This is a genomic window from Streptomyces sp. SCA2-17 (assembly GCF_044336695.1).
The window spans coordinates 2748341-2774122 of record NZ_CP117521.1; the positions used below are offsets into that span (position 1 = coordinate 2748341).

Annotated in this window: 23 protein-coding genes; 4 read left to right on the plus strand and 19 right to left on the minus strand. The window is 71.7% G+C overall.

The window, feature by feature from the left end; translation table 11 throughout:
- Position 1 precedes the first annotated feature (1 nt).
- The 12 genes from nuoL to PS271_RS12290 form a co-directional block, all read right to left on the minus strand.
- The gene (nuoL, locus tag PS271_RS12235) at positions 2-1942 is read right to left on the minus strand and encodes an NADH-quinone oxidoreductase subunit L (RefSeq protein ID WP_398381959.1); all 1941 of its coding nucleotides are present in this window, start codon (positions 1940-1942) and stop codon (positions 2-4) included.
- A 12-nt stretch (positions 1943-1954) separates the two neighbouring features.
- The gene (gene nuoK, locus PS271_RS12240; RefSeq protein ID WP_030368474.1) at positions 1955-2254 is read right to left on the minus strand and encodes an NADH-quinone oxidoreductase subunit NuoK; all 300 of its coding nucleotides are present in this window, start codon (positions 2252-2254) and stop codon (positions 1955-1957) included.
- Complete coding sequence (locus PS271_RS12245; RefSeq protein ID WP_398381960.1) at positions 2251-3099, minus strand: NADH-quinone oxidoreductase subunit J; 849 nt, start codon at positions 3097-3099, stop codon at positions 2251-2253. The genes nuoK and PS271_RS12245 overlap by 4 nt, the downstream gene beginning before the upstream one ends.
- Positions 3096-3704 carry an NADH-quinone oxidoreductase subunit NuoI gene (gene nuoI, locus PS271_RS12250; protein WP_398381961.1) on the minus strand — a complete coding sequence of 203 codons (609 nt, stop codon included), beginning with the start codon at positions 3702-3704 and terminating at the stop codon, positions 3096-3098. Before nuoI ends, PS271_RS12245 begins: the two co-directional genes overlap by 4 nt.
- Positions 3705-3709: 5 nt before the next feature.
- A complete protein-coding gene (gene nuoH, locus PS271_RS12255) occupies positions 3710-5077 on the minus strand; it encodes an NADH-quinone oxidoreductase subunit NuoH (protein ID WP_398381962.1) in 1368 nt (455 codons plus the stop codon).
- On the minus strand, positions 5074-7584 hold the full coding sequence (locus PS271_RS12260; RefSeq protein WP_398381963.1) for an NADH-quinone oxidoreductase subunit G: 2511 nt from the start codon (positions 7582-7584) through the stop codon (positions 5074-5076). The genes nuoH and PS271_RS12260 overlap by 4 nt, the downstream gene beginning before the upstream one ends.
- On the minus strand, positions 7581-8942 hold the full coding sequence (nuoF, locus tag PS271_RS12265; RefSeq protein WP_356281229.1) for an NADH-quinone oxidoreductase subunit NuoF: 1362 nt from the start codon (positions 8940-8942) through the stop codon (positions 7581-7583). The genes PS271_RS12260 and nuoF overlap by 4 nt, the downstream gene beginning before the upstream one ends.
- Positions 8939-9760, minus strand: a complete 822-nt coding sequence (gene nuoE, locus PS271_RS12270) for an NADH-quinone oxidoreductase subunit NuoE (protein ID WP_398386815.1) — start codon at positions 9758-9760, stop codon at positions 8939-8941. The genes nuoF and nuoE overlap by 4 nt, the downstream gene beginning before the upstream one ends.
- A 112-nt stretch (positions 9761-9872) precedes the next feature.
- Complete coding sequence (locus PS271_RS12275) at positions 9873-11195, minus strand: NADH-quinone oxidoreductase subunit D (protein ID WP_398381964.1); 1323 nt, start codon at positions 11193-11195, stop codon at positions 9873-9875.
- Positions 11195-11956 (minus strand): NADH-quinone oxidoreductase subunit C, encoded by a 762-nt coding sequence (locus tag PS271_RS12280; protein ID WP_398381965.1) that lies wholly within the window; start codon positions 11954-11956, stop codon positions 11195-11197. The genes PS271_RS12275 and PS271_RS12280 overlap by 1 nt, the downstream gene beginning before the upstream one ends.
- The gene (locus PS271_RS12285; RefSeq protein WP_398381966.1) at positions 11953-12507 is read right to left on the minus strand and encodes a NuoB/complex I 20 kDa subunit family protein; all 555 of its coding nucleotides are present in this window, start codon (positions 12505-12507) and stop codon (positions 11953-11955) included. Before PS271_RS12285 ends, PS271_RS12280 begins: the two co-directional genes overlap by 4 nt.
- A gap of 10 nt (positions 12508-12517) precedes the next feature.
- Positions 12518-12877: an NADH-quinone oxidoreductase subunit A gene (locus tag PS271_RS12290; protein ID WP_030368484.1), complete on the minus strand. Its 360-nt coding sequence runs from the start codon at positions 12875-12877 to the stop codon at positions 12518-12520.
- Positions 12878-13594: 717 nt separating this feature from the next.
- Here PS271_RS12290 and PS271_RS12295 point away from each other — a divergent pair.
- Together PS271_RS12295 and PS271_RS12300 are read left to right on the plus strand one after the other, a co-directional pair.
- Entirely contained in the window at positions 13595-14437 is an 843-nt protein-coding gene (locus PS271_RS12295; protein ID WP_398381967.1) for a C40 family peptidase, read from the plus strand.
- Positions 14438-14837: 400 nt separating this feature from the next.
- Entirely contained in the window at positions 14838-15875 is a 1038-nt protein-coding gene (locus PS271_RS12300) for a winged helix-turn-helix domain-containing protein (RefSeq protein WP_398381968.1), read from the plus strand.
- 55 nt (positions 15876-15930) lie between these two features.
- Here the strand turns inward: PS271_RS12300 and PS271_RS12305 are convergent, their stop codons facing one another.
- The 6 genes from PS271_RS12305 to PS271_RS12330 form a co-directional block, all read right to left on the minus strand.
- A complete protein-coding gene (locus tag PS271_RS12305) occupies positions 15931-17208 on the minus strand; it encodes a geranylgeranyl reductase family protein (RefSeq protein WP_398381969.1) in 1278 nt (425 codons plus the stop codon).
- A gap of 95 nt (positions 17209-17303) precedes the next feature.
- Positions 17304-18188 (minus strand): serine/threonine kinase C-terminal domain-containing protein, encoded by an 885-nt coding sequence (locus PS271_RS12310; protein WP_398381970.1) that lies wholly within the window; start codon positions 18186-18188, stop codon positions 17304-17306.
- A 179-nt stretch (positions 18189-18367) separates the two neighbouring features.
- Positions 18368-19066 (minus strand): demethylmenaquinone methyltransferase, encoded by a 699-nt coding sequence (locus PS271_RS12315; protein WP_398381971.1) that lies wholly within the window; start codon positions 19064-19066, stop codon positions 18368-18370.
- 335 nt (positions 19067-19401) lie between these two features.
- On the minus strand, positions 19402-20055 hold the full coding sequence (locus PS271_RS12320) for an amidohydrolase family protein (RefSeq protein WP_398381972.1): 654 nt from the start codon (positions 20053-20055) through the stop codon (positions 19402-19404).
- 7 nt (positions 20056-20062) lie between these two features.
- A complete protein-coding gene (gene mqnC / locus PS271_RS12325; RefSeq protein WP_194960101.1) occupies positions 20063-21247 on the minus strand; it encodes a cyclic dehypoxanthinyl futalosine synthase in 1185 nt (394 codons plus the stop codon).
- A 79-nt stretch (positions 21248-21326) separates the two neighbouring features.
- Positions 21327-22880: a serine/threonine-protein kinase gene (locus PS271_RS12330; RefSeq protein WP_398381973.1), complete on the minus strand. Its 1554-nt coding sequence runs from the start codon at positions 22878-22880 to the stop codon at positions 21327-21329.
- A 249-nt stretch (positions 22881-23129) separates the two neighbouring features.
- On the opposite strand from PS271_RS12330, the gene PS271_RS12335 reads away from it, so the two are divergent.
- Positions 23130-24161 (plus strand): alpha/beta hydrolase, encoded by a 1032-nt coding sequence (locus PS271_RS12335; protein ID WP_398386817.1) that lies wholly within the window; start codon positions 23130-23132, stop codon positions 24159-24161.
- 91 nt (positions 24162-24252) lie between these two features.
- On the opposite strand, the gene PS271_RS12340 is transcribed toward PS271_RS12335, so the two are convergent.
- Entirely contained in the window at positions 24253-25143 is an 891-nt protein-coding gene (locus PS271_RS12340; RefSeq protein ID WP_398381974.1) for a menaquinone biosynthetic enzyme MqnA/MqnD family protein, read from the minus strand.
- 284 nt (positions 25144-25427) lie between these two features.
- On the opposite strand from PS271_RS12340, the gene PS271_RS12345 reads away from it, so the two are divergent.
- Positions 25428-25631 (plus strand): cold-shock protein, encoded by a 204-nt coding sequence (locus PS271_RS12345; protein WP_030667277.1) that lies wholly within the window; start codon positions 25428-25430, stop codon positions 25629-25631.
- Positions 25632-25782: the final 151 nt, after the last annotated feature.

Consider the following 25782-nt stretch of genomic DNA (forward strand, 5'->3'; position numbering starts at 1 on the left):
ATCAAACCGCCCTCATCAGCAGGGTGGCGGCGATGAGCACCGCCGCACCGCCGAACATCGAGACCGCGTACGAACGGGCGTAGCCGTTCTGCAGCTTGCGCATCCGGCCCGACAGGCCGCCCACCGAGGCGGCGGTGCCGTTGACGACGCCGTCGACCAGGGTGTGGTCGACGTAGACCAGGCTGCGGGTGAGGTGCTCGCCGCCGCGGACCAGCACGACGTGGTTGAAGTCGTCCTGGAGCAGGTCCCGCCGGGCGGCCCGGGTCAGGAGGCTGCCGCGGGGGGCCGTGACGGGGACGGGCCGGCGCCCGTACTGCGCCCAGGCGATCGCGACGCCGATCACGAGCACGACCATGGTGGCGGCGGTGACGGTGAGGGCGCTGACGGGCGAGTGGCCCTCCTCGTGCCCGGTGACCGGCTCCAGCCACTTCAGGAAGGTGTCGTTGATGCTGAACAGGCCGCCGGCGAAGACCGATCCGAAGGCCAGGACGACCATCGGGATCGTCATGGTGCGGGGCGACTCGTGCGGATGGGGCAGCTCGCCCCCGCCCCGGATCTCCGCGGCCGGTTCGGCGCTCGGCTCGTCCGGCGAGGGCGCCGGCCGCCACCGCTCCTCGCCGAAGAAGGTCAGGAGCATCACCCGCGTCATGTAGTACGCGGTGATGGCCGCGCCCAGCAGGGCCGCGCCGCCGAGGATCCAGCCCTCGGTGCCGCCCTTGGCGAAGGCGGCCTCGATGATCTTGTCCTTGGAGAAGAAGCCGGACAGCCCCGGGAAGCCGATGATGGCGAGGTAGCCGAGGCCGAAGGTGATGAAGGTGACCGGCATGTACTTCCGCAGGCCGCCGTAGCGGCGCATGTCGACCTCGTCGTTCATGCCGTGCATGACGGAGCCGGCGCCGAGGAAGAGCCCGGCCTTGAAGAAGCCGTGGGTCACCAGGTGCATGATCGCGAAGACGTAGCCGACGGGGCCCAGTCCGGCGGCGAGGATCATGTACCCGATCTGGGACATGGTGGAGCCGGCCAGGGCCTTCTTGATGTCGTCCTTGGCGCAACCGACGATCGCACCGAAGAGGAGCGTGACCGCGCCGACCGTGACCACGGCCGTCTGTGCGTCCGGCGCCGCGTCGAAGACCGCGCCGGAGCGGGTGATCAGATAGACGCCGGCGGTCACCATCGTCGCGGCGTGGATGAGGGCCGAGACCGGCGTCGGGCCCTCCATCGCGTCCCCGAGCCAGGACTGGAGCGGCACCTGGGCGGACTTGCCGCACGCGGCGAGCAGCAGCATCAGCGCGATCGCCGTCAGCTTGCCCTCCCCCGCGTCGCCAGCCCGCGCGAGGACGGGGTCGAAGGCGAAGGTGCCGAACGTGGTGAACAGCAGCATGATCGCGATCGACAGGCCCATGTCGCCGACGCGGTTGACCAGGAACGCCTTCTTGGCGGCGGTGGCCGCGCTCGGCTTGTGCTGCCAGAAGCCGATCAGCAGGTACGAGGCGAGGCCGACGCCTTCCCAGCCCACGTACAGGAGCAGGTAGTTGTCGGCGAGGACGAGCAGCAGCATCGCGGCGAGGAAGAGGTTGAGGTATCCGAAGAAGCGCCGCTTGCGCTCGTCGTGGGCCATGTAGCCCACGGAGTAGAGGTGGATGAGCGAGCCCACGCCCGTGATCAGCAGGACGAAGGTCATCGACAGCTGGTCGAGGTGGAAGCCGACGTCCGCGCGGAAGCCGCCGACGGGCACCCACTGGAAGACCGTGACGTCCAGGGCGCGCTCCTCGCCGCCCTTGCCGAGCATGTCGGCGAAGAGCACCACGCCGAGCGCGAAGGACACGGCCGCGAGCAGGGTCCCCAGCCAGGGGCCGCTCCGGTCGAGCCTGCGCCCGCCGCACAGCAGCACGCCCGCTCCCAGCAGGGGCGCGAGGACGAGCAATCCGATGAGGTTCTCCACGTCAGCGTCCCCTTACAGCTTCAGCAGGCCGGCGTCGTCCACCGAGGCCGAGTGCCGGGAGCGGAAGATCGTCACGATGATGGCGAGGCCCACCACGACTTCGGCCGCGGCCACGACCATCGTGAAGAAGGCGATGATCTGGCCGTCGAGGTTGCCGTGCAGCCGGGCGAAGGTGACGAACGCGAGGTTGCAGGCGTTCAGCATGAGCTCGACGCACATGAAGATGACGATCGCGTTCCGCCGGATGAGCACGCCGGCCGCCCCGATGGTGAACAACAGGGCCGCCAGATAGAGGTAGTTGACCGGGTTCACTTGCTCGCCCCCTTCGCGTCGGCGTCCTCGCTGCGGCCCCGCTCCTGCCAGTCGCTGGAGCGCTGCTCCAGGGCCTTGAGGTCCTCCAGGGCCTCACCCGAGACGTCGCGGACCTGGCCCCGGGCGCGCAGGGTGGGGCTGACGGTCAGGTCGGAGGCGGTGCCGTCGGGGAGGAGGCCCGGGATGTCGACGGCGTTGTGCCGGGCGTAGACGCCCGGGGCCGGCAGCGGCGGGACCTGCTTGCCCTCGCGGACGCGCTGTTCGGCGCGCTCGCGCTGGGTGGCGGCGCGCTCGGTGCGCTCGCGGTGGGTGAGCACCATGGCGCCGACGGCCGCGGTGATCAGCAGGGCGCCGGTGATCTCGAACGCGAAGACGTACTTGGTGAAGACGAGGGCGGCGAGGCCCTCCACATTGCCGCCCGCGTTGGCCCGGCCGGTGCCGTTCCACTCCTTCAGGGAGGCGTTGGAGATGCCGGCCAGGAGCAGGATGCCGAAGCCGAGCACGCACAGCCCGGCGAGCCACCGCTGGCCCTTGATGGTCTCCTTGAGGGAGTCGGCGGCGGTGACGCCCACGAGCATGACGACGAAGAGGAACAGCATCATGATCGCGCCGGTGTAGACGACGATCTGGACGACGCCCAGGAAGTAGGCGCCGTTGGCGAGGTAGAACACCGCCAGGACGATCATGGTCCCGGCCAGTGAGAGGGCGCTGTGCACGGCCCTCTTCATCAGGACGGCGCCGAGCGCCCCCAGGACGGCGACGACGGCCAGGATCCAGAACTGGACGGCCTCGCCGGTCGAGGTCGTGGAGGCGGGCGAGGCGGCGAGGGAAGCGGCGAGGCTCACGCGTCCGCCCCTTCCTCGTGGGGCTTTTCGCCCTTGGACACGGCGACCTGGCGGACCGTGCCGGGCGCGGCCTCGGTCACCAGGCCGCGGTAGTAGTCCTGTTCGGTCATGCCGGGGAAGATCGCGTGCGGGGAGTCGACCATGCCCTCCTCCAGGCCCGCGAGCAGCTCCTCCTTGGTGTAGATGAGCGACTCGCGGCTGCTGTCGGCCAGCTCGTACTCATTGGTCATGGTGAGGGCGCGGGTGGGGCACGCCTCGACGCACAGGCCGCACAGGATGCAGCGGAGGTAGTTGATCTGGTAGACGCGGCCGTAGCGCTCGCCCGGCGAATAGCGCCCCTCGTCCCTGTTGTCCGCGCCTTCCACGTAGATGGCGTCGGCGGGGCAGGCCCAGGCGCACAGCTCGCAGCCGATGCACTTCTCCAGGCCGTCCGGGTGCCGGTTGAGCTGGTGGCGGCCGTGGAAGCGGGGGGCCGTCGGCTTCTTGTACTCCGGGTACTGCTCGGTCAGCCGCTTCTTGAACATGGCCTTGAAGGTCACGCCGAAGCCGGCCACGGGATTGCGGGGGGTATCGCGGGACGCGTCGCCCGCGGGGTCGGTAGCCACTGCCGTCAGCCCTCCTTTCCGTCACGCACAGTATCGGGCCCACCACTGACAATGAGCTCTCCGTCACGGCGCGGCCTGCGGCGCGGCACCGGCGGCGGCGTCTGCCCGGGCAGTGGCGGTACGGGGAAACCGCCGCCCGTCGGGTCGAACTCCCGCTCCGGCGCGGCCTCCCCGTCCCCCTGGCCGCGCTCGCCCTTGCGGAAGATGTCCGCCACGAAGGAGAGCAGCAGGACCGCGACGACGGCGCCGCCCACGTACAGCACGATCTGCTGGAAGTCGTAGTTCTCGTTCCGCAGCGCCCGCACCGAGGCGACGAGCATCAGCCACACCATCGAGACCGGGATGAGGACCTTCCACCCGAGCTTCATGAACTGGTCGTAGCGCAGCCGCGGCAGCGTGCCGCGCAGCCAGATGAAGAAGAACAGCAGCAGCTGGAGCTTGATCACGAACCACAGGAGCGGCCACCAGCCGTGGTTCGCGCCCTCCCAGAACGCCGAGACCGGGTACGGAGCCCGCCAGCCGCCCAGGAACAGCGTCACGGCCACCGCCGAGACGGTGACCATGTTGACGTACTCGGCCAGCATGAACATCGCGAACTTGATGGAGGAGTACTCGGTGTTGAAGCCGCCGACCAAGTCGCCCTCGGACTCCGGCAGGTCGAACGGCGCCCGGTTGGTCTCCCCCACCATCGCCACGATGTAGACGAGGAAGGACACCGGCAGCAGCAGCACGTACCAGCGGTCGTGCTGGGCCTCCACGATCGCCGACGTCGACATCGACCCCGAGTAGAGGAAGACGGCGGCGAAGGAGACGCCCATCGCGATCTCGTACGAGATCATCTGCGCGCACGAGCGCAGGCCGCCCAGCAGCGGGTACGTCGAGCCGGAGGACCAGCCCGCGAGCACGATGCCGTAGATGCCGACCGAGGCCGTGGCGAGGATGTAGAGCACGCCGATCGGCAGGTCCGTGAGCTGCATCGTCGTGCGGTGCCCGAAGACGGAGATCTCGTTGCCGGCGGGCCCGAAGGGGATCACGGCGATCGCCATGAACGCGGGGACGGCCGCCACCACGGGGGCCAGCAGATAGACCGCCTTGTCCGCCCGCTTGACGATCACGTCCTCTTTCAGCATCAGCTTGATGCCGTCCGCGAGGGACTGCAGCATCCCCCACGGGCCGTGCCGGTTGGGGCCGATCCGCAGCTGCATCCACGCCACGACCTTGCGCTCCCAGACGATCGAGAACAGCACGGTCAGCATGACGAACGCGAAGCAGAAGACCGCCTTGACGACGACCAGCCACCACGGGTCCCGCCCGAACACCGACAGGTCCCCGGCGGCCAGCTCGCCCAGTCCGTAAGCCTCCACAGCCTTCACCGCCGCGCCTCCGGTGTCCCGGTCCCGGTGCCCTCACCGGGATCCGCCCCGATCCGTACGAGCTCGCCGGGGCGCGCCCCGGTGTCCCCGGCGACGCCGCCGCCCGCCGAGTTCAGCGGCAGCCACACCACGCGGTCCGGCATGGCCGTCACGCACAGCGGCAGCCGCACCGTCCCGGCCGGGCCTGTCACCGCCAGCAGCTCGCCGTCGCGCACACCCGCCTCGGCGGCGGTCGCGGGCGACAGGCGGGCGAGCGCCGCGTGCCGCGTGCCGGCCAGGGCCTCGTCGCCGTCCTGGAGGCGGCCCTGGTCCAGCAGCAGCCGGTGGCCCGCGAGGACCGCTTCGCCCGCGCCCGGCTGCGGCAGCGGGCGGCCGGCCTCCGCCGGGTCCGCGGCGTGCTCGCCGTCCCAGGGGCCGAGGCGGCGCAGCTCCGCGCGCACGGCGCCGACGTCCGGCAGGCCGAGGCCGATGCCCATGGCGTCGGCCAGCATGTGCAGCACGCGGGCGTCCGCGGGCACGTGGCGGCGCGGCAGCTGGTCCGGCTTGATCGCGACCTCGAACGGCCGGGCCCGGCCCTCCCAGTTGAGGAACGTGCCCGCCTTCTCCGCGACGGCCGCCACCGGCAGGACGACGTCCGCCCGGTCCGACACCTCGCTCGGCCGCTGCTCCAGGCTGACCAGGAAGCCGACGGCGTCCAGGGCCTCCCGGGCGCGGGCCGGGTCGGGCAGGTCCGCGACCTCGACGCCGCCCACCAGCAGGGCACCCAGCTCGCCCCGCGCGGCCGCCTCCACGATCTGGCCGGTGTCCCGGCCCGGGCTGCGCGGCAGGCCGGACACGCCCCAGGCGGCCGCGGTCTCCTCGCGCGCCCGCGGGTCGGTGGCCGGGCGGCCGCCGGGCAGCAGCCCCGGCAGGGCCCCCGCCTCGATCGCGCCGCGCTCTCCGGCCCGGCGCGGGATCCACACCAGCTGCGCACCGGTCGCCCCGGCCGCGGCGACGGCGGCCGACAGCGCGCCGGGCACGCCCGCGAGCCGCTCGCCGACGACGATCACGGAGCCGCCGGCGCGCAGGGCGCCGGCCGCGGCCTGCCCCCCGGCGTCCAGGCCCGTGCCGCCCGCCAGCGCCCGCAGCCACGCGGTCTCGGTGCCGGGCGCGGCCGGCAGCAGCGTGCCGCCCGCCTTCTCCAGGCCGCGGCTGGCGTGCGTGGCCAGTGCGAAGACGCGCTGCCCGTGCTTGCGCCAGGCCTTGCGCAGCCGCAGGAAGACGCCGGGCGCCTCCTCCTCGGCCTCGAAGCCCACCAGCAGCACCGCCGGGGCCTTCTCCAGCGCCGCGTACGTCAGCCCGCTGCCGTCCAAGTCCCGGCCTCTGCCGGCGACGCGGGCGGCCAGGAAGTCGGCCTCCTCACCGCTGTGCACCCGGGCCCGGAAGTCCACGTCGTGCGTATCGAGCGCCACGCGCGCGAACTTGGCGTACGCGTACGCGTCCTCGACCGTCAGCCGGCCGCCCGTCAGGACGCCCGCCCTGCCGCGCGCCGCCGCCAGCCCGCGCCCCGCCGCCTCCAGCGCCTCCGGCCAGCTCGCCGGCTCCAGGACGCCCTCGGCGCTGCGCACCAGCGGGTGCGTGAAGCGCTCCGGCCGCTGTGCGTAGCGGAACGCGAAGCGGCCCTTGTCGCACACCCACTCCTCGTTGACCTCCGGGTCGTCGGCGGCCAGGCGGCGCATCACCTTGCCGCGCCGGTGGTCCGTGCGCACCGCGCAGCCGCCCGCGCAGTGCTCGCACACCGACGGCGACGACACCAGGTCGAAGGGGCGCGAGCGGAAGCGGTACGCCGCCGAGGTCAGCGCCCCCACCGGGCAGATCTGGATGGTGTTGCCCGAGAAGTACGACTCGAAGGGCACGCCCTCGCCCGTGCCGACCTGCTGGAGCGCGCCGCGCTCCAGCAGCTCGATCATCGGGTCGCCCGCGATCTGCTGGGAGAAGCGGGTGCAGCGCGCGCACAGCACGCACCGCTCGCGGTCCAGCAGCACCTGCGGGGAGATGGGCACCGGCTTCTCGAAGGTCCGCTTGCGGCCCTCGAAGCGGCTGTCCGCCTGCCCCGCCGACATCGCCTGGTTCTGCAAGGGGCACTCGCCGCCCTTGTCGCAGACCGGGCAGTCCAGCGGGTGGTTGATCAGCAGCAGCTCCATCACGCCGCGCTGCGCCTTCTCCGCGACGGGCGAGGTCAGCTGCGTCCGGACGACCATGCCGTCGGTGCAGGTGATGGTGCAGGACGCCATCGGCTTGCGCTGGCCCTCCACCTCCACGATGCACTGCCGGCAGGCGCCCGCCGGATCGAGCAGCGGGTGGTCGCAGAAGCGGGGGATCTCGATGCCCAGCAGCTCCGCGGCGCGGATGACCAGCGTCCCCTTGGGGACGGAGATCGCCGCACCGTCGATGGTGAGGGAGACGAGGTCCTCCGGCGGCGGCTCGGCGCCCCCTCCTCCGGAGGGGGCAGACGTCGTGACCGTCACGCGTTCACCTCCAGGGGGAAGTTCTGCGGGCCGTCGGCCCACAGGGTCGACTTCGACGGGTCGAAGGGGCAGCCCTTGCCCGTGATGTGCTGCTCGTACTCCGCGCGGAAGTGCTGGAGCGAGGAGAGGATGGGCGCCGCGGCGCCGTCGCCCAGGGCGCAGAACGACTTGCCGTTGATGTTGTCGGAGATGTCGGCGAGCTTGTCGAGGTCGGCCTTGCGGCCCTTGCCCGCCTCGATGTCGCGCAGCAGCTGGACGAGCCAGTACGTGCCCTCGCGGCAGGGCGTGCACTTGCCGCACGACTCGTGCGCGTAGAACTCCGTCCAGCGGGTGACCGCGCGCACCACGCACGTCGTCTCGTCGAAGCACTGCAGCGACTTGGTGCCCAGCAGCGAGCCGGCCGCGCCCACGCTGTCGAAGTCCAGCGGCACGTCGAGGTGTTCGGCGGTGAACATGGGGCTGGAGGAGCCGCCCGGCGTCCAGAACTTCAGCCGGTGGCCGGGCCGCATGCCGCCGCTCATGTCGAGCAGCTGGCGCAGCGTGATGCCCATGGGGCCCTCGTACTGGCCGGGGTTGGCGACGTGCCCGGAGAGCGAATACAGCGTGAAGCCGGGGCACTTGTCGGTGCCCATCGAGCGGAACCACTCCTTGCCCCGGTGGAGGATCGCGGGAACCGACGCGATGGACTCCACGTTGTTCACGACAGTGGGGCAGGCGTAGAGGCCGGCGACCGCGGGGAAGGGGGGCCGGAGCCGGGGCTGGCCGCGGCGGCCTTCGAGCGAGTCGAGGAGGGCGGTCTCCTCGCCGCAGATGTACGCGCCGGCGCCCGCGTGCACGGTCAGCTCCAGGTCCAGCCCGGAGCCGAGGACGTTCGTGCCGAGGTAGCCCGCGGCGTAGGCCTCGCGCACGGCCTCGTGCAGCCGGCGCAGCACGGGGACGACCTCGCCGCGCAGGTAGATGAAGGCCCGGTGGGAGCGGATCGCGTGGCAGGCGATCACGATGCCCTCGATGAGGGTGTGCGGCGCGGCGTAGAGCAGCGGGATGTCCTTGCAGGCGCCCGGCTCGGACTCGTCCGCGTTGACCACGAGGTAGTGCGGCTTGCCGTCGCCCTGCGGGATGAACTGCCACTTCATGCCCGTCGGGAAGCCGGCGCCGCCGCGGCCGCGCAGGCCCGAGTCCTTCACGTAGGCGATCACGTCGTCGGGGGCCATCGCGAGCGCCTTGCGCGCGCCCTGGTAGCCGTCGTGGCGCAGATAGGTCTCCAGCGTCCAGGAGCGCGGCTCGTCCCAGAACGCGGACAGCACGGGGGCGAGCAGCTTCTCCGGGCTCGTCTCCCCCATCGCTGGTGCCATGGTCATCCCTCCCCCTCCTCGGTGACGGGCCCCGCGGGGTGGCCGGGGTCCGAGGCGGACGTGTCCTGCGGGGCGTCGTGGGAGCTCAGGTGCTCGCCGGGGTGCCCGGGGCCGCCGCCGGCCGGGGGCGCGCTGCGCGGCGGGCCGACCCGGGCCGGGCCGGCGTGCTCGCCCTTGGCCAGCCGCAGCCCCGCCAGGGAGGCCGGCCCGGCACCGCCGCCCGCCTCGACCGCGCCCGGGCGGGGGTCGGGGAAGCCGGCGAGGATCCGGGAGGTCTCCCGGAAGGTGCACAGCGGGGCGCCGCGGGTCGGCTCGGCTGCGCGGCCCGCGCGCAGGCCGTCGACGAGGGCCTTGGCGCTCTCGACGGTCTGGTTGTCGAAGAACTCCCAGTTGACCATCACGACGGGCGCGAAGTCGCAGGCGGCGTTGCACTCGACGTGCTCAAGGGTGACCTTGCCGTCGGGCGTGGTGCCGCCGTTGTCCACGCCGAGGTGCCGGCGCAGGCCCTCGAAGATCGCGTCGCCGCCCATGACCGCGCACAGGGTGTTGGTGCACACCCCCACCTGGTACTCGCCGCCCGGCTCGCGCCGGTACATGGTGTAGAAGGTGGCGACCGCCGTGACCTCGGCGATGGTCAGGCCGAGCGTCTCGGCGCAGAAGCGCATGCCGGTCCGGGTGACGTGGCCCTCCTCGGCCTGGACGAGGTGGAGCAGCGGCAGCAGGGCGCTCCGGCTGTCGGGGTAGCGGTCGATCACCTCCTTGGCGTCGGCCGCCAGCCGCTCCCGCACCTCCGCGGGATAGTCCGGCGCGGGGAGCGAAGGCATCCCCAGCTGTACGTCACGGCTCACAGCGCCTCCCCGTTCGCTTCTCCGCCCGCGCGGCGCAGAGGTGCGGGTTTCGTGTTTGTCTGCGGCCCGGCGGCCGCGCGTGCGACGCTCACCGGTCGACGCCTCCCATCACGGGATCGATGGACGCCACCGCGACGATCACGTCGGCCACCTGGCCGCCCTCGCACATCGCCGCCATGGACTGCAGGTTGGTGAAGGACGGGTCGCGGAAGTGGACGCGGTACGGGCGGGTGCCGCCGTCGCTGACGACGTGCACGCCCAGCTCGCCCTTGGGCGACTCGACCGCGGCGTAGACCTGCCCGGGCGGCACCCGGAAGCCCTCCGTGACCAGCTTGAAGTGGTGGATCAGGGCCTCCATGGAGGTGCCCATGATCTTCTTGATGTGGTCGAGGGAGTTGCCGAGGCCGTCGGGGCCGAGGGCCAGCTGCGCGGGCCAGGCGATCTTCTTGTCCGCGACCATGACCGGGCCGGGCGCCAGCCGGTCCAGGCACTGCTCGATGATCCGCAGGGACTGGTGCATCTCCTCGATGCGGATGAGGAAGCGCCCGTACGCGTCGCAGGTGCCGGCGGTCGGCACCTCGAAGTCGTAGGTGTCGTAGCCGCAGTACGGCTGGGACTTGCGCAGGTCGTGCGGGAGGCCGGTGGCGCGCAGGATGGGGCCCGTCGCGCCGAGGGCCATGCAGCCGGCCAGGTCGAGGTAGCCGATGTCCTGGAGGCGGCCCTTGAAGATGGGGTTGCCGGTGGCGAGCTTGTCGTACTCCGGCAGGTTCTTGCGCATCTTCTTCACGAACGCGCGCACCTGGTCCACGGCGCCGGGCGGCAGGTCCTGCGCGAGGCCGCCGGGGCGGACGTAGGCGTGGTTCATGCGCAGGCCGGTGATCAGCTCGTAGATGTCGAGGACGAGCTCGCGGTCCCGGAAGCCGTAGATCATGATCGTGGTGGCGCCGAGCTCCATGCCGCCGGTGGCGATGGCCACCAAGTGGGAGGAGATTCGGTTCAGCTCCATCAGCAGGACGCGGATGACCGAGGCGCGGTCGGGGATCTGCTCCTCGATGCCCAGCAGCTTCTCCACGCCCAGGCAGTACGCCGTCTCGTTGAAGAACGGCGTCAGGTAGTCCATGCGCGTGACGAAGGTGGTGCCCTGCGTCCACGTCCGGTATTCGAGGTTCTTCTCGATGCCGGTGTGGAGGTAGCCGATGCCGCAGCGGGCCTCGGTGACGGTCTCGCCGTCGATCTCCAGGATCAGCCGGAGCACTCCGTGGGTGGACGGGTGCTGCGGCCCCATGTTGACGATGATGCGCTCGTCGTCGGCCGCTTTCGCCGCCGTCGCCAGCTCGTCCCAGTCGCCGCCGGTGACGGTGTAGACGGTGCCTTCCGTGGTCTCGCGCGGGCTTGCCTGTGATGCGCTCATCAGCTGTACGACCTCCGCTCGTCCGGAGCCGGGATCCGGGCGCCCTTGTACTCGACGGGGATGCCGCCGAGGGGGTAGTCCTTGCGCTGCGGGAAGCCCTGCCAGTCGTCCGGCATCATGATCCGCGTGAGCGCAGGGTGGCCGTCGAAGACGAGGCCGAAGAAGTCGTAGGCCTCGCGCTCGTGCCAGTCGTTGGTGGGGTAGACGTCGACGACCGAGGGAACGTGCGGGTCGGCGTCGGGGGCGCTCACCTCCAGCCGGATCAGCCTGTTGTGGGTGATCGAGCGCAGGTGGTAGACCGCGTGCAGCTCGCGGCCCCTGTCTTCGGGGAAGTGCACTCCGCTCACGCCCGTGCACAGCTCGAAGCGGAGCGCGGGGTCGTCGCGCAGGGTGCGGGCGACGCGCGGGAGGTGCTCGCGGGCGATGTGGAAGGTGAGCTCGCCGCGGTCGACGACGGTCTTCTCGATCGCGTTCTCCGGGAGGAGGCCCTGTTCTTCGAGGGCTCCCGCGAGCTCGTCCGCCACCTCGTCGAAGTAGCCCCCGTAGGGGCGGGTGGCCTCGCCCGGCAGCCGGACGGTGCGGACCAGGCCGCCGTAGCCGGAGGTGTCGCCGCCGTTGCGGGCGCCGAACATGCCGCGCTGGACCCGGACGGCCTCGCCGTGATCGCCGCGCTGGCCGGGGAGGTTCTGGGCGTTCACGTCCTTGTCGGGGTTCACGCCGTTGGCGCCGGGCTCGCCGCCGCCGGGCTTCGGTGCGCTCATCGCAGCAGCCCCTTCATCTCGATCAGGGGCAGGGCCTTCAGGGCCGCCTCCTCCGCCTCGCGGTCGGCCTTCTCGCGGTGCGGCCCGAGCTTCTCGCCCTGGATCTTCCGGTGGAGCTTCAAGATCGCGTCCATCAGCATCTCGGGGCGCGGCGGGCAGCCGGGCAGGTAGATGTCGACCGGCACGATGTGGTCGACGCCCTGGACGATCGCGTAGTTGTTGAACATGCCTCCGCTGGAGGCGCAGACCCCCATGGAGATCACCCACTTGGGGTTGGGCATCTGGTCGTAGACCTGGCGCAGGACGGGGGCCATCTTCTGGCTGACCCGGCCGGCGACGATCATCAGATCGGCCTGGCGGGGCGAGCCGCGGAAGACCTCCATGCCGAAGCGGGCCAGGTCGTAGCGGCCGGCGCCGGTGGTCATCATCTCGATGGCGCAGCAGGCCAGGCCGAAGGTCGCCGGGAAGACGGACGACTTGCGGACCCAGCCGGCGGCCTGTTCGACGGTGGTCAGCGCGAAGCCGCTGGGCAGCTTCTCCTCGAGTCCCATGTGGTGCCCCCTAGTCCCATTCCAGGCCGCCGCGGCGCCAGACGTAGGCGTAGGCGACGAAGACGGTGAGCACGAAGAGCAGCATCTCCACGAGCCCGAACAGACCCAGGGCGTCGAAGGTGACGGCCCAGGGGTAGAGGAAGACGATCTCGATGTCGAAGACGATGAAGAGCATCGCCGTCAGGTAGTACTTGATCGGGAAGCGCCCGCCGCCCGCGGGCTGCGGAGTGGGCTCGATGCCGCACTCGTAGGCCTCGAGCTTGGCGCGGTTGTACCTCTTGGGCCCGACGATCGAGGCCATGACCACGGAGAAGATCGCGAAGCCTGCCCCGAGGGCTCCCAGTACGAGGATGGGCGCGTAGGCGTTCACCGCTCCTCGCTCCTTCCAGTCGACGCTGACTGCCGGCTTAACCGGACCCGGCCGGGCGGACCGCCCCTGCGGGCCACCGGAGATCACCGCGAAGATCGCCGATATGTGAGGCAGTTCACAAGCCCGGGTCGATTGCATCCTATGCCCGCCGGTCTGTGATCTGCGACACGGGGTGCGCAGCCGAGTTTGTGATCTCCACCACCTGACGAACGATCATCAAGTCGGATGAGCGGCGATCTTCGTACACGAAGCGCACAAGTGATCACCAGGGGTGACATTCGGACGCTCGTTGCCTGGTCGGAGGGGTGGCGCACTATCAAGAGGTGCGCGATGCATGCAAATTGGCATGTGCGACTGTCAACTGATAAGGGTCGCCGCTCCACTGACCCGGCGTCGCCCGCGGTGCGCCGTCGGCGCCTTCGTTCACGAGGCCCCGCACGGGGTTGCCGTGACGTGAGCTGCGCCACGCGCCGGGAGGTTCGGGGGCTGGATTTCGTGGGTAGCCTCGACACGCGAACTGTGATGGTGATATGACCATCGCCGATCATGACCGGTGGCCAAAACCCCATGCTGAGGCGGCTGGTAGGGGTTCGCGGATGATCGGCCGCCGTGATGTTCCCGTGATCAAATGCCCGAATTCTGGGCGCGTGCACGTCAATTGTGACGCACGCCACCTTTATTGAACTCAACCTGCGCGGACTGATAGTCCCTTGTCCCATGTCCCCCAACGCGCACATAACCAGCCACCGGAAGCCCCGTCGTACGGCCACCCAGTCGTGGGTCGTCCGCACTGGTGTTGCCGGTGGCGTCCTCAGCACCCTGGCCGTGGCCGGCGCCGGTTCCGCCACCGCCGCCGAGAAGCCCGTCGAGTCGACCGTCGAGATGCCCACGGTCAACGCGGCCCTGGCCACGTCCATCGCGCAGAGCGCGGCGGCCACCCAGCAGACCGCTTTCGACTACCAGGACCGCGCGCAGCAGGACGAGGCGAGCAGCAAGGTCGCCGCCGCCGCCAAGAAGGCCGCGGACGAGGCCGAGCGCAAGGCCGAGGCGGAGCGCAAGGCCGCCGCCGCCAAGGAGAAGCGCGAGCAGGAGGAGGCGGACCGCGCCTCCCGCGCCACCGAGCGCAAGAGCCTCAGCACCAAGTCCGCCGCCCAGACCTCCGAGGACGCGGCCACGGCCGCCTCGTCCTCGTCGAAGGGCGCCACCGGCTCCTCCGCCACCCTGGTCTCCTTCCTGGAGGCCCAGCTCGGCAAGGCGTACGTGATGGGCTCCACCGGCCCCTCCTCCTACGACTGCTCCGGCCTGGTCATGGCGGCCTACAACCAGATCGGCATCAGCCTGCCGCGCGTCTCGCAGGACCAGTCGACGGCCGGCACCGCCGTCTCGCTGAGCAACCTCCAGGTCGGCGACATCCTGTACTGGGGCCCGGCGGGCAGCGCCTACCACGTGGCCGTGTACGTCGGCGGCGGCAAGTTCATCGGCGCGCAGAACCCGAGCACGGGCATCGTCGAGCGCGACATGAGCTACTCCCCGCCCACCGGCGCGGTGCGCGTCCTCTAAGGACCGGAGGTCCGCTGAGGGACCGAGGACACCGAGAACGCGAGAACGTACGAAGGGCCGCCGTCCCACCGCTCGGGACGGCGGCCCTTCGGCATGCCCGCCGGCGGCCGTGTCCCCCGCACGGCCCGCGGCGCGGCTGCCGGCCGGACGCCCTGCGGCCCCCGTAACCCCCAGGGCGGACCCGGCCTCCCCCGTGCCGGGACGGGCCCCTCCGAGCCGCTGGAGAAGCGCCCGTCCCGGTAGGTGAAGTCTGCAAGCACCCTCACCGGCGGGACAAAGCCCTTCGGCAGGAGCCGAATCCGGGCACAGCGCGGGATCTGCCCGCAAAACGCGGAGTCTGCGGGCAAAGCCCTGCACAGAGGTTCCCCGCGCGGTCGCCTCCGCGCTAGCGTCAGGCGTCGTGCTCCGCATCCACTTCGGCCCGGACGACCTCGGCAGGGTGCGCCTCACGCCCGGCCCGGACCCCCTGGCGGAGGCGGCCCTGAGCCTGCCCGTGCTCCAGAACCGCTGGATGGGCGGGATCGCCCTGGACGGCTGGCGCCGGCGCACCCGGCGCAGCCTGAGCCCCGTCATGCGGCCCCTGCTGGAGCTCGCCCCGGCGGACATGGGCGAGTACCTCCCGGAGGCGTTCCTGCACGCCGAGTACGGGGCCACCACGCTCACGGAGAGCCTGGAGTCCGTGTGGGCCCTGCCGCAGAAGGTCTGGACGGCCGAGCTGGAGTGCGCGCTGGACCACCGCCCCGTCCCGCAGTGGTTCGGCGACCTGCACACCGCCGACCGGTCGGCCGCCCGCACCGTCGACCAGGCCTTCCGCTCGTACTACGACACGGCCCTCGCGCCCTACTGGTCGCAGGTGACCGCCTGCGTGCAGGCCGACCGCACGCGCCGCACCCGCACCGCCGCGGAGCAGGGCGTGGAGCACCTCCTGGCGACCCTGCACCCCACGGTGCGCTGGGAGCCGCCCGTGCTGCACGTGCCCTGCATGCACAACACGGGCTTCCACCGGGACTTCCACGACGTGCACCTGGCGGGCCGGGGCCTCACCCTCACGCCCTCGTTCTTCTGGCCGCACCCCACGGCGCGCGCCCACAGCGCGGACGACGAGGCGCCCATCGACCTCTGCTATCCCGTCGCCCTCGACCTCACCGCCTACCAGACGGTGCTCGCCGGCCCCACGGGCGCGGCCGGGCGCGGCGCCGGCGGCCTCGCGCGGCTGACCGCCCTGCTCGGCCGCACCCGTGCCCGCGTGCTGGACGCGGCCGCGGACGGCGGCAGCACCGCGCAGCTCGCCCGCCGCGCCGGGATCTCCCCGGCCTCGGCGAGCGAGCACGCGACCGTCCTGCGGGAGGCGGGCCTCCTGACGACCCGCCGCACGGGGCCGTCCGTTCACCACACGCTCACGCAGCTCGGGCAGGCGCTGCTGAACGGAGTGACGTAGTTATCCCCAGGGCGTGGCCCGCCCCCGGGAAGTCACCCGAAGGGCGGACCCCCCGTCACGCCTTCGGCGCCACCCTGCTCAGCCCGTTGATGATGCGGTCCATCGCGTCCCCGCCCGTCGGGTCCGTGAGGTTCGCCAGCATCTTCAGCGTGAACTTCATCAGCAGCGGGTGCGTCAGCCCGTGCTGGGCGCCGATCTTCATGATCTTCGGGTTGCCGATGAGCTTCACGAACGCCCGGCCGAGCGTGTAGTAGCCGCCGTAGGTGTCCTTGAGGACCTTCGGGTAGCGCTGGAGGGCCAGCTCGCGCTGCGCGTACGAGGCGCGCGCGTGCGCCTGCACGATGACGTCCGCGGCGATCTGCCCGGACTCCATGGCGTACGCGATGCCCTCGCCGTTGAACGGGTTCACGAGCCCGCCCGCGTCGCCGACCAGCAGCAGGCCGCGCGTGTAGTGCGGCTGGCGGTTGAAGGCCATGGGGAGGGCGGCGCCGCGGATCGGGCCGGTCATGTTCTCCGGGGTGTAGCCCCAGTCCTCGGGCATGGAGGCGCACCACGCCTTGAGGACCTCGCGCCAGTCCAGCTCCTTGAAGGACTCGGAGGTGTTCAGGACGCCCAGGCCGACGTTGCTCGTGCCGTCGCCCATGCCGAAGATCCAGCCGTAGCCGGGCAGCAGCCGGTCCTTCGGGCCGCGCTTGTCCCACAGCTCCAGCCAGGACTCCAGGTAGTCGTCCTCGTGGCGCGGGGAGGTGAAGTACGTCCGCACGGCGACGCCCATGGGGCGGTCCTCGCGGCGGTGCAGGCCCATGCCCAGCGACAGCCGGGAGGAGTTGCCGTCCGCGGCGACGACGAGCGGGGCACGGAAGGTGACCGGCGTCTTCTCCTCGCCGAGCTTCGCCTCGACGCCCACGATCCGGCCGGTGCGGTCGTCGATGACCGGCGCGCCCACGTTGCAGCGCTCGTACATCCGGGCGCCGGCCTTCACGGCGTTGCGGGCCAGCTGCTCGTCGAAGTCGTCGCGCTTGCGGACCAGCCCGTAGTCCGGGAAGGAGGCGAGGTCCGGCCAGTCGAGCTGGAGCCGGACGCCGCCGCCGATGATGCGCAGGCCCTTGTTGCGCAGCCAGCCCGCCTCCTCGGAGATGTCGATGCCCATCGACACGAGCTGCTTGGTGGCGCGCGGGGTCAGGCCGTCGCCGCACACCTTCTCGCGCGGGAACGCCGTCTTCTCCAGCAGGAGGACGTCCAGTCCGGCCTTGGCGAGGTAGTACGCGGTGGTCGACCCGGCCGGGCCGGCCCCGACGACGATCACATCCGCGGAGTGTTCGGTATCGGTCACGGTCGGCTCTCCCGGTTCGGCTGAGGACTGGTCACCCGAGTCTATGAGCCGCCCGCCGGGCTCCGGCCGGGGGCCACCCGCCCCCGGGCGCAGCGTCAGCCGGACGCCCGCGGGCCGGCCTGCCAGGAGCCGAGCGCGGTGTCGAACGGCTTGCGGGTGCCGTCCCCTTCGTCCCGGCCGGCGAACATGATGGCGTACTCGGTGCCCGAAGCGTCCACGTACGCCTGGTTGAAGGCGTGCATGGTGCGGCCGGTGCCCTTCTCGGTCCAGGTCCACTCCCACAGGGCGCCCGGGCGGCCCTGGAAGGTGTTCCGCTCCATCGACAGCCGCCGGTAGCCGTTCTGCCCCGCCCCGCCCTTCTCCAGCTCCTGGAAGTGCTCGTACGGGTCCTGCTTGGTGCCGTGCACGATGCCGATCCGCAGGTGCTCGGGGCCCGTGCTGCCCGTGTAGTCGATCTGGCCGCTGCCCTTGTCCTCCCGGCGCCACCCGGCGGGCACGGCGAGCGCGAAGCCCTCGGGAGCGGTCACCTTCTCGTAGCCGCTGGGGACGGGCTCCCCGGACGCCGGGGCGGACGCCGACGGGGAGGCGGATGCGGAGGCGGAGTCCGAAGGGGACGGGGACGCCGAGGCCGACGCGGACGGAGACCCGGACGGCGAGGCGGACGCCGAGGGCGACGGGCTGTTCGGCGCCGCCGGGAGCGGGGCCGGTGCGGCGGGCGACTCGTCGTCGACGGCCACGGCGTGGTGCTCGCCGCCGCCCTTCTTGTTCTGCGACAGCAGCACGCCGCCCACCACGGCCCCGCCGAGCACGCAGACGGCCAGCCCGACCCCTGCCCACTTGAGCAGGCCGGGACGGCGGCCGGGGGTGGGGAACACGTAGGACTGGGGCGTGGCTCCCGCCTGCGACCGCGGCCGCCCGCACCTCAAGCAGTAGAACGCTTCCGCGCGGAACTGGGTACCGCAGTGGGGACAGACGGACATGAGGCGCTCCGGGGCTGGGACGGACGGTCGTACGGAGGGCGGGCGGATCGCGATCAGAGCGGATCGCGATCGGGCGGATCTTGATCGTATCCACCGTGGGCGCCCTGCCCATGACAAACCGTCGAACGCGGGCCGGGCCCCGGACGGCCCGGCCCGCGTTCACCCCGGAAGGGGACGGCTCAGGCCTCCGGCTTGGTTCCCCGGTGCAGGGCGACGACGCCGCCCGTCAGGTTGCGCCACGCGACCTTCGACCAGCCCGCCTCCTGGAGCAGCCCGGCGAGCGCCGGCTGGTCCGGCCAGGAGCGGATCGACTCGGCGAGGTACACGTACGCGTCGGGGCTGCTGCTGACGGCCCGCGCGACCGGCGGCAGGGCGCGCATCAGGTACTCGCTGTAGACCGTGCGGAAGGGCGCCCACGTGGGCGTGGAGAACTCGCAGATCACCACGCGGCCGCCGGGGCGGGTGACCCGCAGCATCTCGCGCAGCGCGGCGCCGGTGTCCTGCACGTTGCGCAGCCCGAAGGAGATCGTGACGGCGTCGAACACGCCGTCCGCGAAGGGCAGGCGCGTCGCGTCGCCCGCGGTCAGCGGCATCCAGGGGTTGCGCTTCTTGCCCTCGCGCAGCATGCCGACGGAGAAGTCGCAGGGGACGACGTACGCCCCGTCGACGACGAACGGCAGGGAGGACGTGCCCGTGCCGGCCGCGAGGTCCAGCACCTTCTCCCCCGGGCGGGCGCCGACGGACCGGGCGACGGCCTTGCGCCACAGACGGGCCTGGCCGAGCGACAGCACGTCGTTGGTGAGGTCGTATTTGGCCGCCACGTCGTCGAACATCGCGGCGACTTCGTGCGGCTGCTTGTCCAGGGATGCTCGGGTCACGCCCCCATTGTTCACCCCCGGGGCGGGCGGGGACGCAGAGGGTTGGACGGGGACGGCAGCGCCCGGGAAGGACCGGCCGTCCTGCGGTGCCGACTGCGCCCGTCCCGGGAGCCCCCGCTCCCCGGGACCGCCGGACCCCCCGCCCGGCGTTGCGCGCCCTTGCGGCCCGGCGTACGAAACCGTTGCCAGGGCCCTCCACAGTGGCACCGCGGGACGTCCGTAGCGGCCGTCCCCGCGCTGCCCATCCTGCCCCGCGGAACGGACCGCGGCCCTCCGCATTGACGGGCTCCTGACGTGCGCGGATGCCCTCCATACGACTCGTTGACGCCGCCGGCTCAGCGCCGCCGGTACACCAGCCGCCCCGCGAGCACCGTGGCCACGCACGTCCCCGCGCCCGCCTCCATCAGGGCGGCCTCGCCGGGCACGTCGAAGACGGCGAAGTCGGCGCGCCCGCCGACGGCAAGGGGCTCCGCGAAGGCGACCGCCGGATCGGAGACGTTCCGCAAGGGGTCGAGACCGGGCTCGTCCACCGGGACCCCCGGCATCCACGCCGCCGAGACGAACCTCAGCCCCGAGCGGGCGAGGGCGGTGGTCGTCACGGGGTCGTCGAAGCAGCTGCGCGCCACGGCCGTGGTGCCGTGCCGGAGCATCTGCTGGATCCCCCGGCGGACGCTGCCCGCCCACCGGGTCTCGCTCATCTCCAGGGCCGCCAGGCGCTCGCCCGTCAGTGGCAGCTCGCCCAGCTCGTCGTACTCCCGCGGATCCGGGTGGTAGCAGCGTTCGAGCAGCCATTTCGCGTACCACTGCCGCAGCCCCGGCGTGAGCACGCCCGGCCAGCGGCGCACGCGCGCCTGCGGAAAGGCCGCGGCCACGTCCTCGTACGGGCCGGTCGCCGCGACCGTGTCGCCGTCCACGGCCACGGCGCCGCCGGGCACGGGAACCGCGCCCGGGGCGGTCAGCAGCAGGCCGGCCGTGTGCAGCGTCAGCACAACGGCGTCAGCCCGCGTCGATGAGCTTCAGCTCGGGATGCGCCGTGCCGCCCTCGATCGCCGTCGACGACAGGTGCGAGACGACGCGGTCGTCGACCGGGTCGTTCGCCGGGTCCTCGTGCACGACCAGGTGCTCGTACGTCGTCGCGCGCTGCGCCGGCACCCGGCCCGCCTTGCGGATGAGGTCGATGAGCTCCATGCGGTTGGAGCGGTGCTTCGCGCCCGCCGAGGAGACGACGTTCTCCTCCAGCATCACCGAGCCCAGGTCGTCCGCGCCGTAGTGCAGCGACAGCTGGCCCGCCTCCTTGCCGACGGTCAGCCAGGAGCCCTGGATGTGGGCGACGTTGTCGAGGAACAGCCGCGCGACGGCGATCATCCGCAGGTACTCGAAGACGGTCGCCTGCGTACGGCCCTTCAGCACGTTGTTCTGCGGCTGGTAGGTGTACGGGATGAACGCGCGGAAGCCGCCCGTGCGGTCCTGCACGTCACGGATCATGCGCAGGTGCTCGATGCGCTCGGCGTTCGTCTCGCCGGTGCCCATGAGCATGGTGGAGGTCGACTCGACGCCCAGGGTGTGCGCCAGCTCCATGATCTCCAGCCAGCGCTCGCCCGACTCCTTCAGCGGCGCGATGGCCTTGCGCGGCCGGGCCGGCAGGAGTTCGGCGCCCGCGCCCGCGAAGGAGTCCAGGCCGGCGGCGTGGATGCGGCGGATGGCCTCCTCCGCGCTCACGCCGGAGATCCGCGACATGTGCTCCACCTCGGACGCGCCGAGGGAGTGGATCACCAGCTGCGGGAACTCCTTCTTGATGGCCGAGAAGTGCTCCTCGTAGTACTCCACGCCGTAGTCCGGGTGGTGGCCGCCCTGGAACATGATCTGCGTGCCGCCGAGCTCCACGGTCTCCGCGCAGCGGCGCAGGATGTCGTCGAGGGGGCGCGTCCAGACCTTGTCGCTCTTCGGCGGGGCGTAGAAGGCGCAGAACTTGCACGCGGTGACGCACGAGTTCGTGTAGTTGATGTTGCGCTCGATGATGTACGTCGCGATGTGCTCGATGCCCGCGTAGCGGCGGCGCCGGGCGGCGTCCGCGGCGGCGCCCAGGGCGTGCAGCGGAGCGTGCCGGTACAGGTCGAGCGCCTCCTCCGGAGTGATGCGGCCACCGGCGGCGGCACGGTCGAGGACGGCTGTCACATCCATGGGCGTGAGTTCGGCCTTCTCGCTCACCGGGGCGTCCCTTCGGAGGGGGTTTGACACGACCGTCAGCCTACGCCAGCCCTCACTCTCCCCGGCGGGTGAGGGTCGCGTGCGGCTTGCCGCCCTTGGCGTCCTCGGAGGTGTACGCGAGCTTGCCGTCGGGGCCCAGGGTGAACGTGATCCGCGCGGTCTCGCCGGTGCAGCCCAGCGACGGCTCCCCGTCGGTGGCCTCCTCCAGGGTGAGCCGGGTGGGAGCGGCGGTGAGGAGCTTGCCCTTGCTGTGGCACTCCAGGACGTTGAGGGCGGAGTAGGTGGCGTGGGCGACGTACGAGCCGACGGCGCCGTCCCCGATGGTCGCCGTCATCGTGCCGTTGGGGGTGCCGTCGCTCTGGATGATCTGACCGGTCCACGTGCCGAGGAACTTCGCGGGGACCGCCCCCGGTACGCGGCTGCTCCGGACGTCCGCTCCGTGGCTGCCGCCCTTGCCGGGCAGCAGAATCAGTACGAGTGCAAGCGCGGCGGCGACGACCACGACGGTGACGGCGGCCAGGGCTTTCGTCCGCGCACGCCGCCGGGATACCGCCGGTGCGGACCGGTCCTTCGCGAGGCTCACGCCCGCACGGTCCGCGGGGCCCGCCGTCATGACGGCTTGCGGGCCCGGCCCGCGGCCGGACGCGGCGAGCGCCGGGACGTCCCCGGACCCCGCCGGAGGCGTCCCGTCCGCCACCGTCGGCACCCCCGCCTCCAGGTCCAGGAGCTCCACCGCCCGTCTGCTCACCCGCTCCACCAGCACGCGCGGCAGCCAGCCCGCCTCGACGAGGGCGTCCACGCCGTCCGGGGCCAGGGCGGCGGCGACCTCCCGCGGAGCGGGCCGCGCCGCCGGGTCCTTGGCCAGGCAGGACTCCACCAGGGAGCGCAGGCCGCCCGCCAGCACCGGCCCGAGGGCGGGCGGCTCGTGGACGACCTTGTACAGCAGGACCGCCGCGCTGTCGCCGGGGAACGGCGGCTCGCCCGTCGCCGCGTAGGCGAGCACCGCCCCGAGGGAGAAGACGTCCGCCGCCCCGGTCACCGGCCGACCGAGGATCTGCTCCGGGGCCATGTAGCCGGGCGAGCCCACGGAGACGCCGGTCGCGGTCAGTGACGCCGTGCCGTCCGTGGCCCGGGCGATGCCGAAGTCGATCAGGCGGGGCCCGTCGACGGCGAGCAGCACGTTGGACGGCTTGACGTCGCGGTGGACCAGGCCGAGCGCGTGGACGGCCGCCAGGGCCTGCGCGAGCCCCGCTCCGAGGGCCCGTACGGTCCGCTCGGGCTGGGGGCCGGTGGCGCGGACGGCCTCGGTGAGGGACGGGCCGGCCACGTAGCCCGTGGCCACCCAGGGCACCGGCGCGTCCGGGCCGGCGTCCAGGACGGGAGCCGTCCACGCCCCGCCCACGCGGCGGGCCGCGGCCACCTCGCGTCGAAAACGCGCGCGAAACTGGTCATCCAGGGCAAAATGGGGATGCACCACTTTGACGGCCACGGTACGGCCGCCGGCGCTGCGCCCCAGGTACACCCTTCCCATACCGCCCGCGCCCAGCCGCCCGAGCAGCCGGTACGCGCCGATGACCTGCGGATCTTCCGCCTGCAAGGGCTCCATCGGGCCTTTCGCCTCCCCCGGCGGGGGCCTGCGGACCCCGAAATCGGCCTATGACTCAATTCACGGGGTGCCTCAGGAACCCCCCAGGGCGGTTTCCCCATCCACCTGGACGGAACAAACCGTCATGTCCTTCGGGGCAGCAGCAACGTCCGGAGCGACGCGATGACGTACCAGCAACCAGGGGCCTGCCCCACCTGCGGCCACCGCCGCGGATCCCGTGGCAAAAAATGGACGATCATCGTGGCGTCCATAGCCGTGGTGGGCCTCATAACCGCCGGCGTCCTGAACTACTTCAAGATCGGCCCGTTCTCCGACAAGGGCAAGCCGGTCAGCTTCGGCCAGGAGCAGGCGGGCAACGGCGGCGGCCAGGCCGGCGGCTCGTCCGGCGCGCAGAAGGCGGACTCCAAGGTCCTGATGCCGACGGGCCCGGCGGCCGAGTTCAAGAACACCAGCACCCTCTCCGACGGCACCCAGGTGGCCGTGACCACCCTGGACGGCAAGAAGTCGGGCTTCAAGGGCAAGGTGTGGGTCTGGGCGCCCAAGGCGTACAAGGACCCGAAGTTCAAGGACCACGGCTTCCCGGTCATGATCGCGCTCCCGGGCGGCCCCGGCTTCCCGAACAACTACTGGATGGACGACGGAGGCCTGCACCTCGAGTCGTCCATCACCAAGTGGTACAACGAGGGCAAGGGCAAGCCGTTCATCCTGGCGATGCCGGTCCTCAACCCCCAGCCGGACACCGGCGGCCTCTACTGGGACGGCAGTGACATCCCGGGCCAGCCGAAGATGGGCACCTGGCTGACCGAGGACGTCCCGGACCTGATCAAGGCCAACTTCCGCACGGTGAAGTCGCGCGACGGCTGGGCGTTCATGGGCTCCTCCTCCGGCGCCTTCGCGGGCCTGAAGGCCGTCCTGAAGCACCCGGACAAGTTCAAGGCCGTGATCGCGTCCGGCCCGGACATCGTCCCGGACTCGCGGCTGTGGAACGGCCACGAGAAGGAGAAGGCCGAGAACAACCCCGAGGTGCTGGCCAAGCAGCTGATCGCCGCGAACAAGCCCGGGAGCGACGTCTACCTCGCGTTCCAGTACGGAACGAAGGAGTCGAGCGTCATCCCGCACGTGGACAAGTTCATCGCGACCTACGGCAACAAGGGCCCCGTCCACACCCGCCTGCAGAAGATCGAGGGCGGCAAGCACAACGCCGTGACCTACATCCAGGGCATGGACATGGGCAGCATGCAGTGGATCAGCGAGCAGATGGTGGGCCCCGTCGCCCCCTAGCCCGTAACCCCGCGGCCCCGCTGCCCGCTGCCCGCTGCCCGCTGCCGCCGGTTTCGTTCCTGCCCGGAGCCCTGACCCCCTCCCCCGGGGGTCAGGGCTCCAGCAGTTCCACCCGCACGTCGGCCGGGAAGCCCGTCGTGGGGCCCGTGCGGCGGGCGAACTCGGTCACGCCCGCGAGCTGCTCCGGCCCGAAGCGGAAGTCCAGCGTCGTGAAGTAGCGCTCCAGCAGCCCGGCGTCGAAGGACTCCCAGCGCGCCGCCTGCTCGGCCACCTTGGCGACCTCCTCCAGGGACACGTCCCGGGAGGCGAGGAAGGCCTCGTGGACCTTCGCGACGATCTGCGGCTCACGGGCCAGGTAGTCCTTGCGGACGGCCCACACCGCGAAGACGAACGGCAGGCCCGTCCAGTCCTTCCACATCTGCCCCAGGTCGTGGACCTGGAGGCCCAGCCGCGGGGCGTCGTGCAGGGAGGCCCGCAGCGCGGCGTCCCCGATCAGCACGGCGGCGTCCGCCTCGCGCATCATCAGCCCCAGGTCCGGCGGGCAGGTGTAGTAGTCCGGGCGCACGCCGTACTGCTCGGCCAGCAGGAGCTGCGCCAGGCGCACGGAGGTGCGGGAGGTCGACCCGAGCGCGACGCGGGCGCCGTCCAGCTCGCTCAGCGGCACCTGCGAGACGATCACGCAGGACATCACCGGGCCGTCGCAGCCCACGGCGATGTCCTTGAGGGCCACGAGGTCATCGGCGTTGCGCAGGTACTCGACGAGGGTGACCGGGGCGATGTCCAGCTCGCCCTCGATCAGTTGCCGGCTGAGCTTCTCCGGGGTGTCCTTGGTCAGGTCCAGGTCCAGCAGGCTGCCCGTGCGGGCGAGGCCCCAGTACAGGGGCAGGCAGTTCAGGAACTGGATGTGACCCACGCGCGGACGGCTGCGCTGACGGGTACCGGCATCGGGGTCGGTCGTTACGGCCGAGGCTGAAATGTCCACATCCGGAGGCTAGTCCCGGGGCGGCGGGCCGGTGGGGGCGGGGTGCTCCGGCCGGGTGCCTGACCGGGGATCTTTTCCGTCAGGAACACCGGGAAAACCATCCGACAGCGTGATCTTCAACTCCTTCCGCGGGAGAACCTCGCGTGCTAGGCTCGCCGCAAGTTGCAGTTTGGTTTCCCTTGCAGTACAGAGCCTGCGGAGCATGTGACCCGCAGGCTTTTGTAGTTTTCAGACTTCTCGCAGGTTCTGGAGCAGGGCAACCCTTTGGGCCCAAGGAGGGCTTTATGGCTACCGGAACCGTGAAGTGGTTCAACGCTGAAAAGGGCTTTGGCTTCATCGCCCAGGACGGCGGGGGCCCCGACGTCTTCGTCCACTACTCCGCGATCAACGCCTCCGGCTTCCGCTCCCTCGAGGAGAACCAGCAGGTGACCTTCGACGTCACGCAGGGCCCGAAGGGCCCGCAGGCGGAGAACGTCACCCCGGCGTGATCTCAGGGCCCTCCGGCCCGACACCTTGCAGTACCTAAGGAGCCCGGCCTTCCGTTTCGGCGGAGGAGCTGGGCTCCTGCCTTTTTCTGATCGTTCATGACCTCTTAGCGAGTTCTTAGCGATCAGTTTTTTCCGTTTCCTTTCGCTTGTG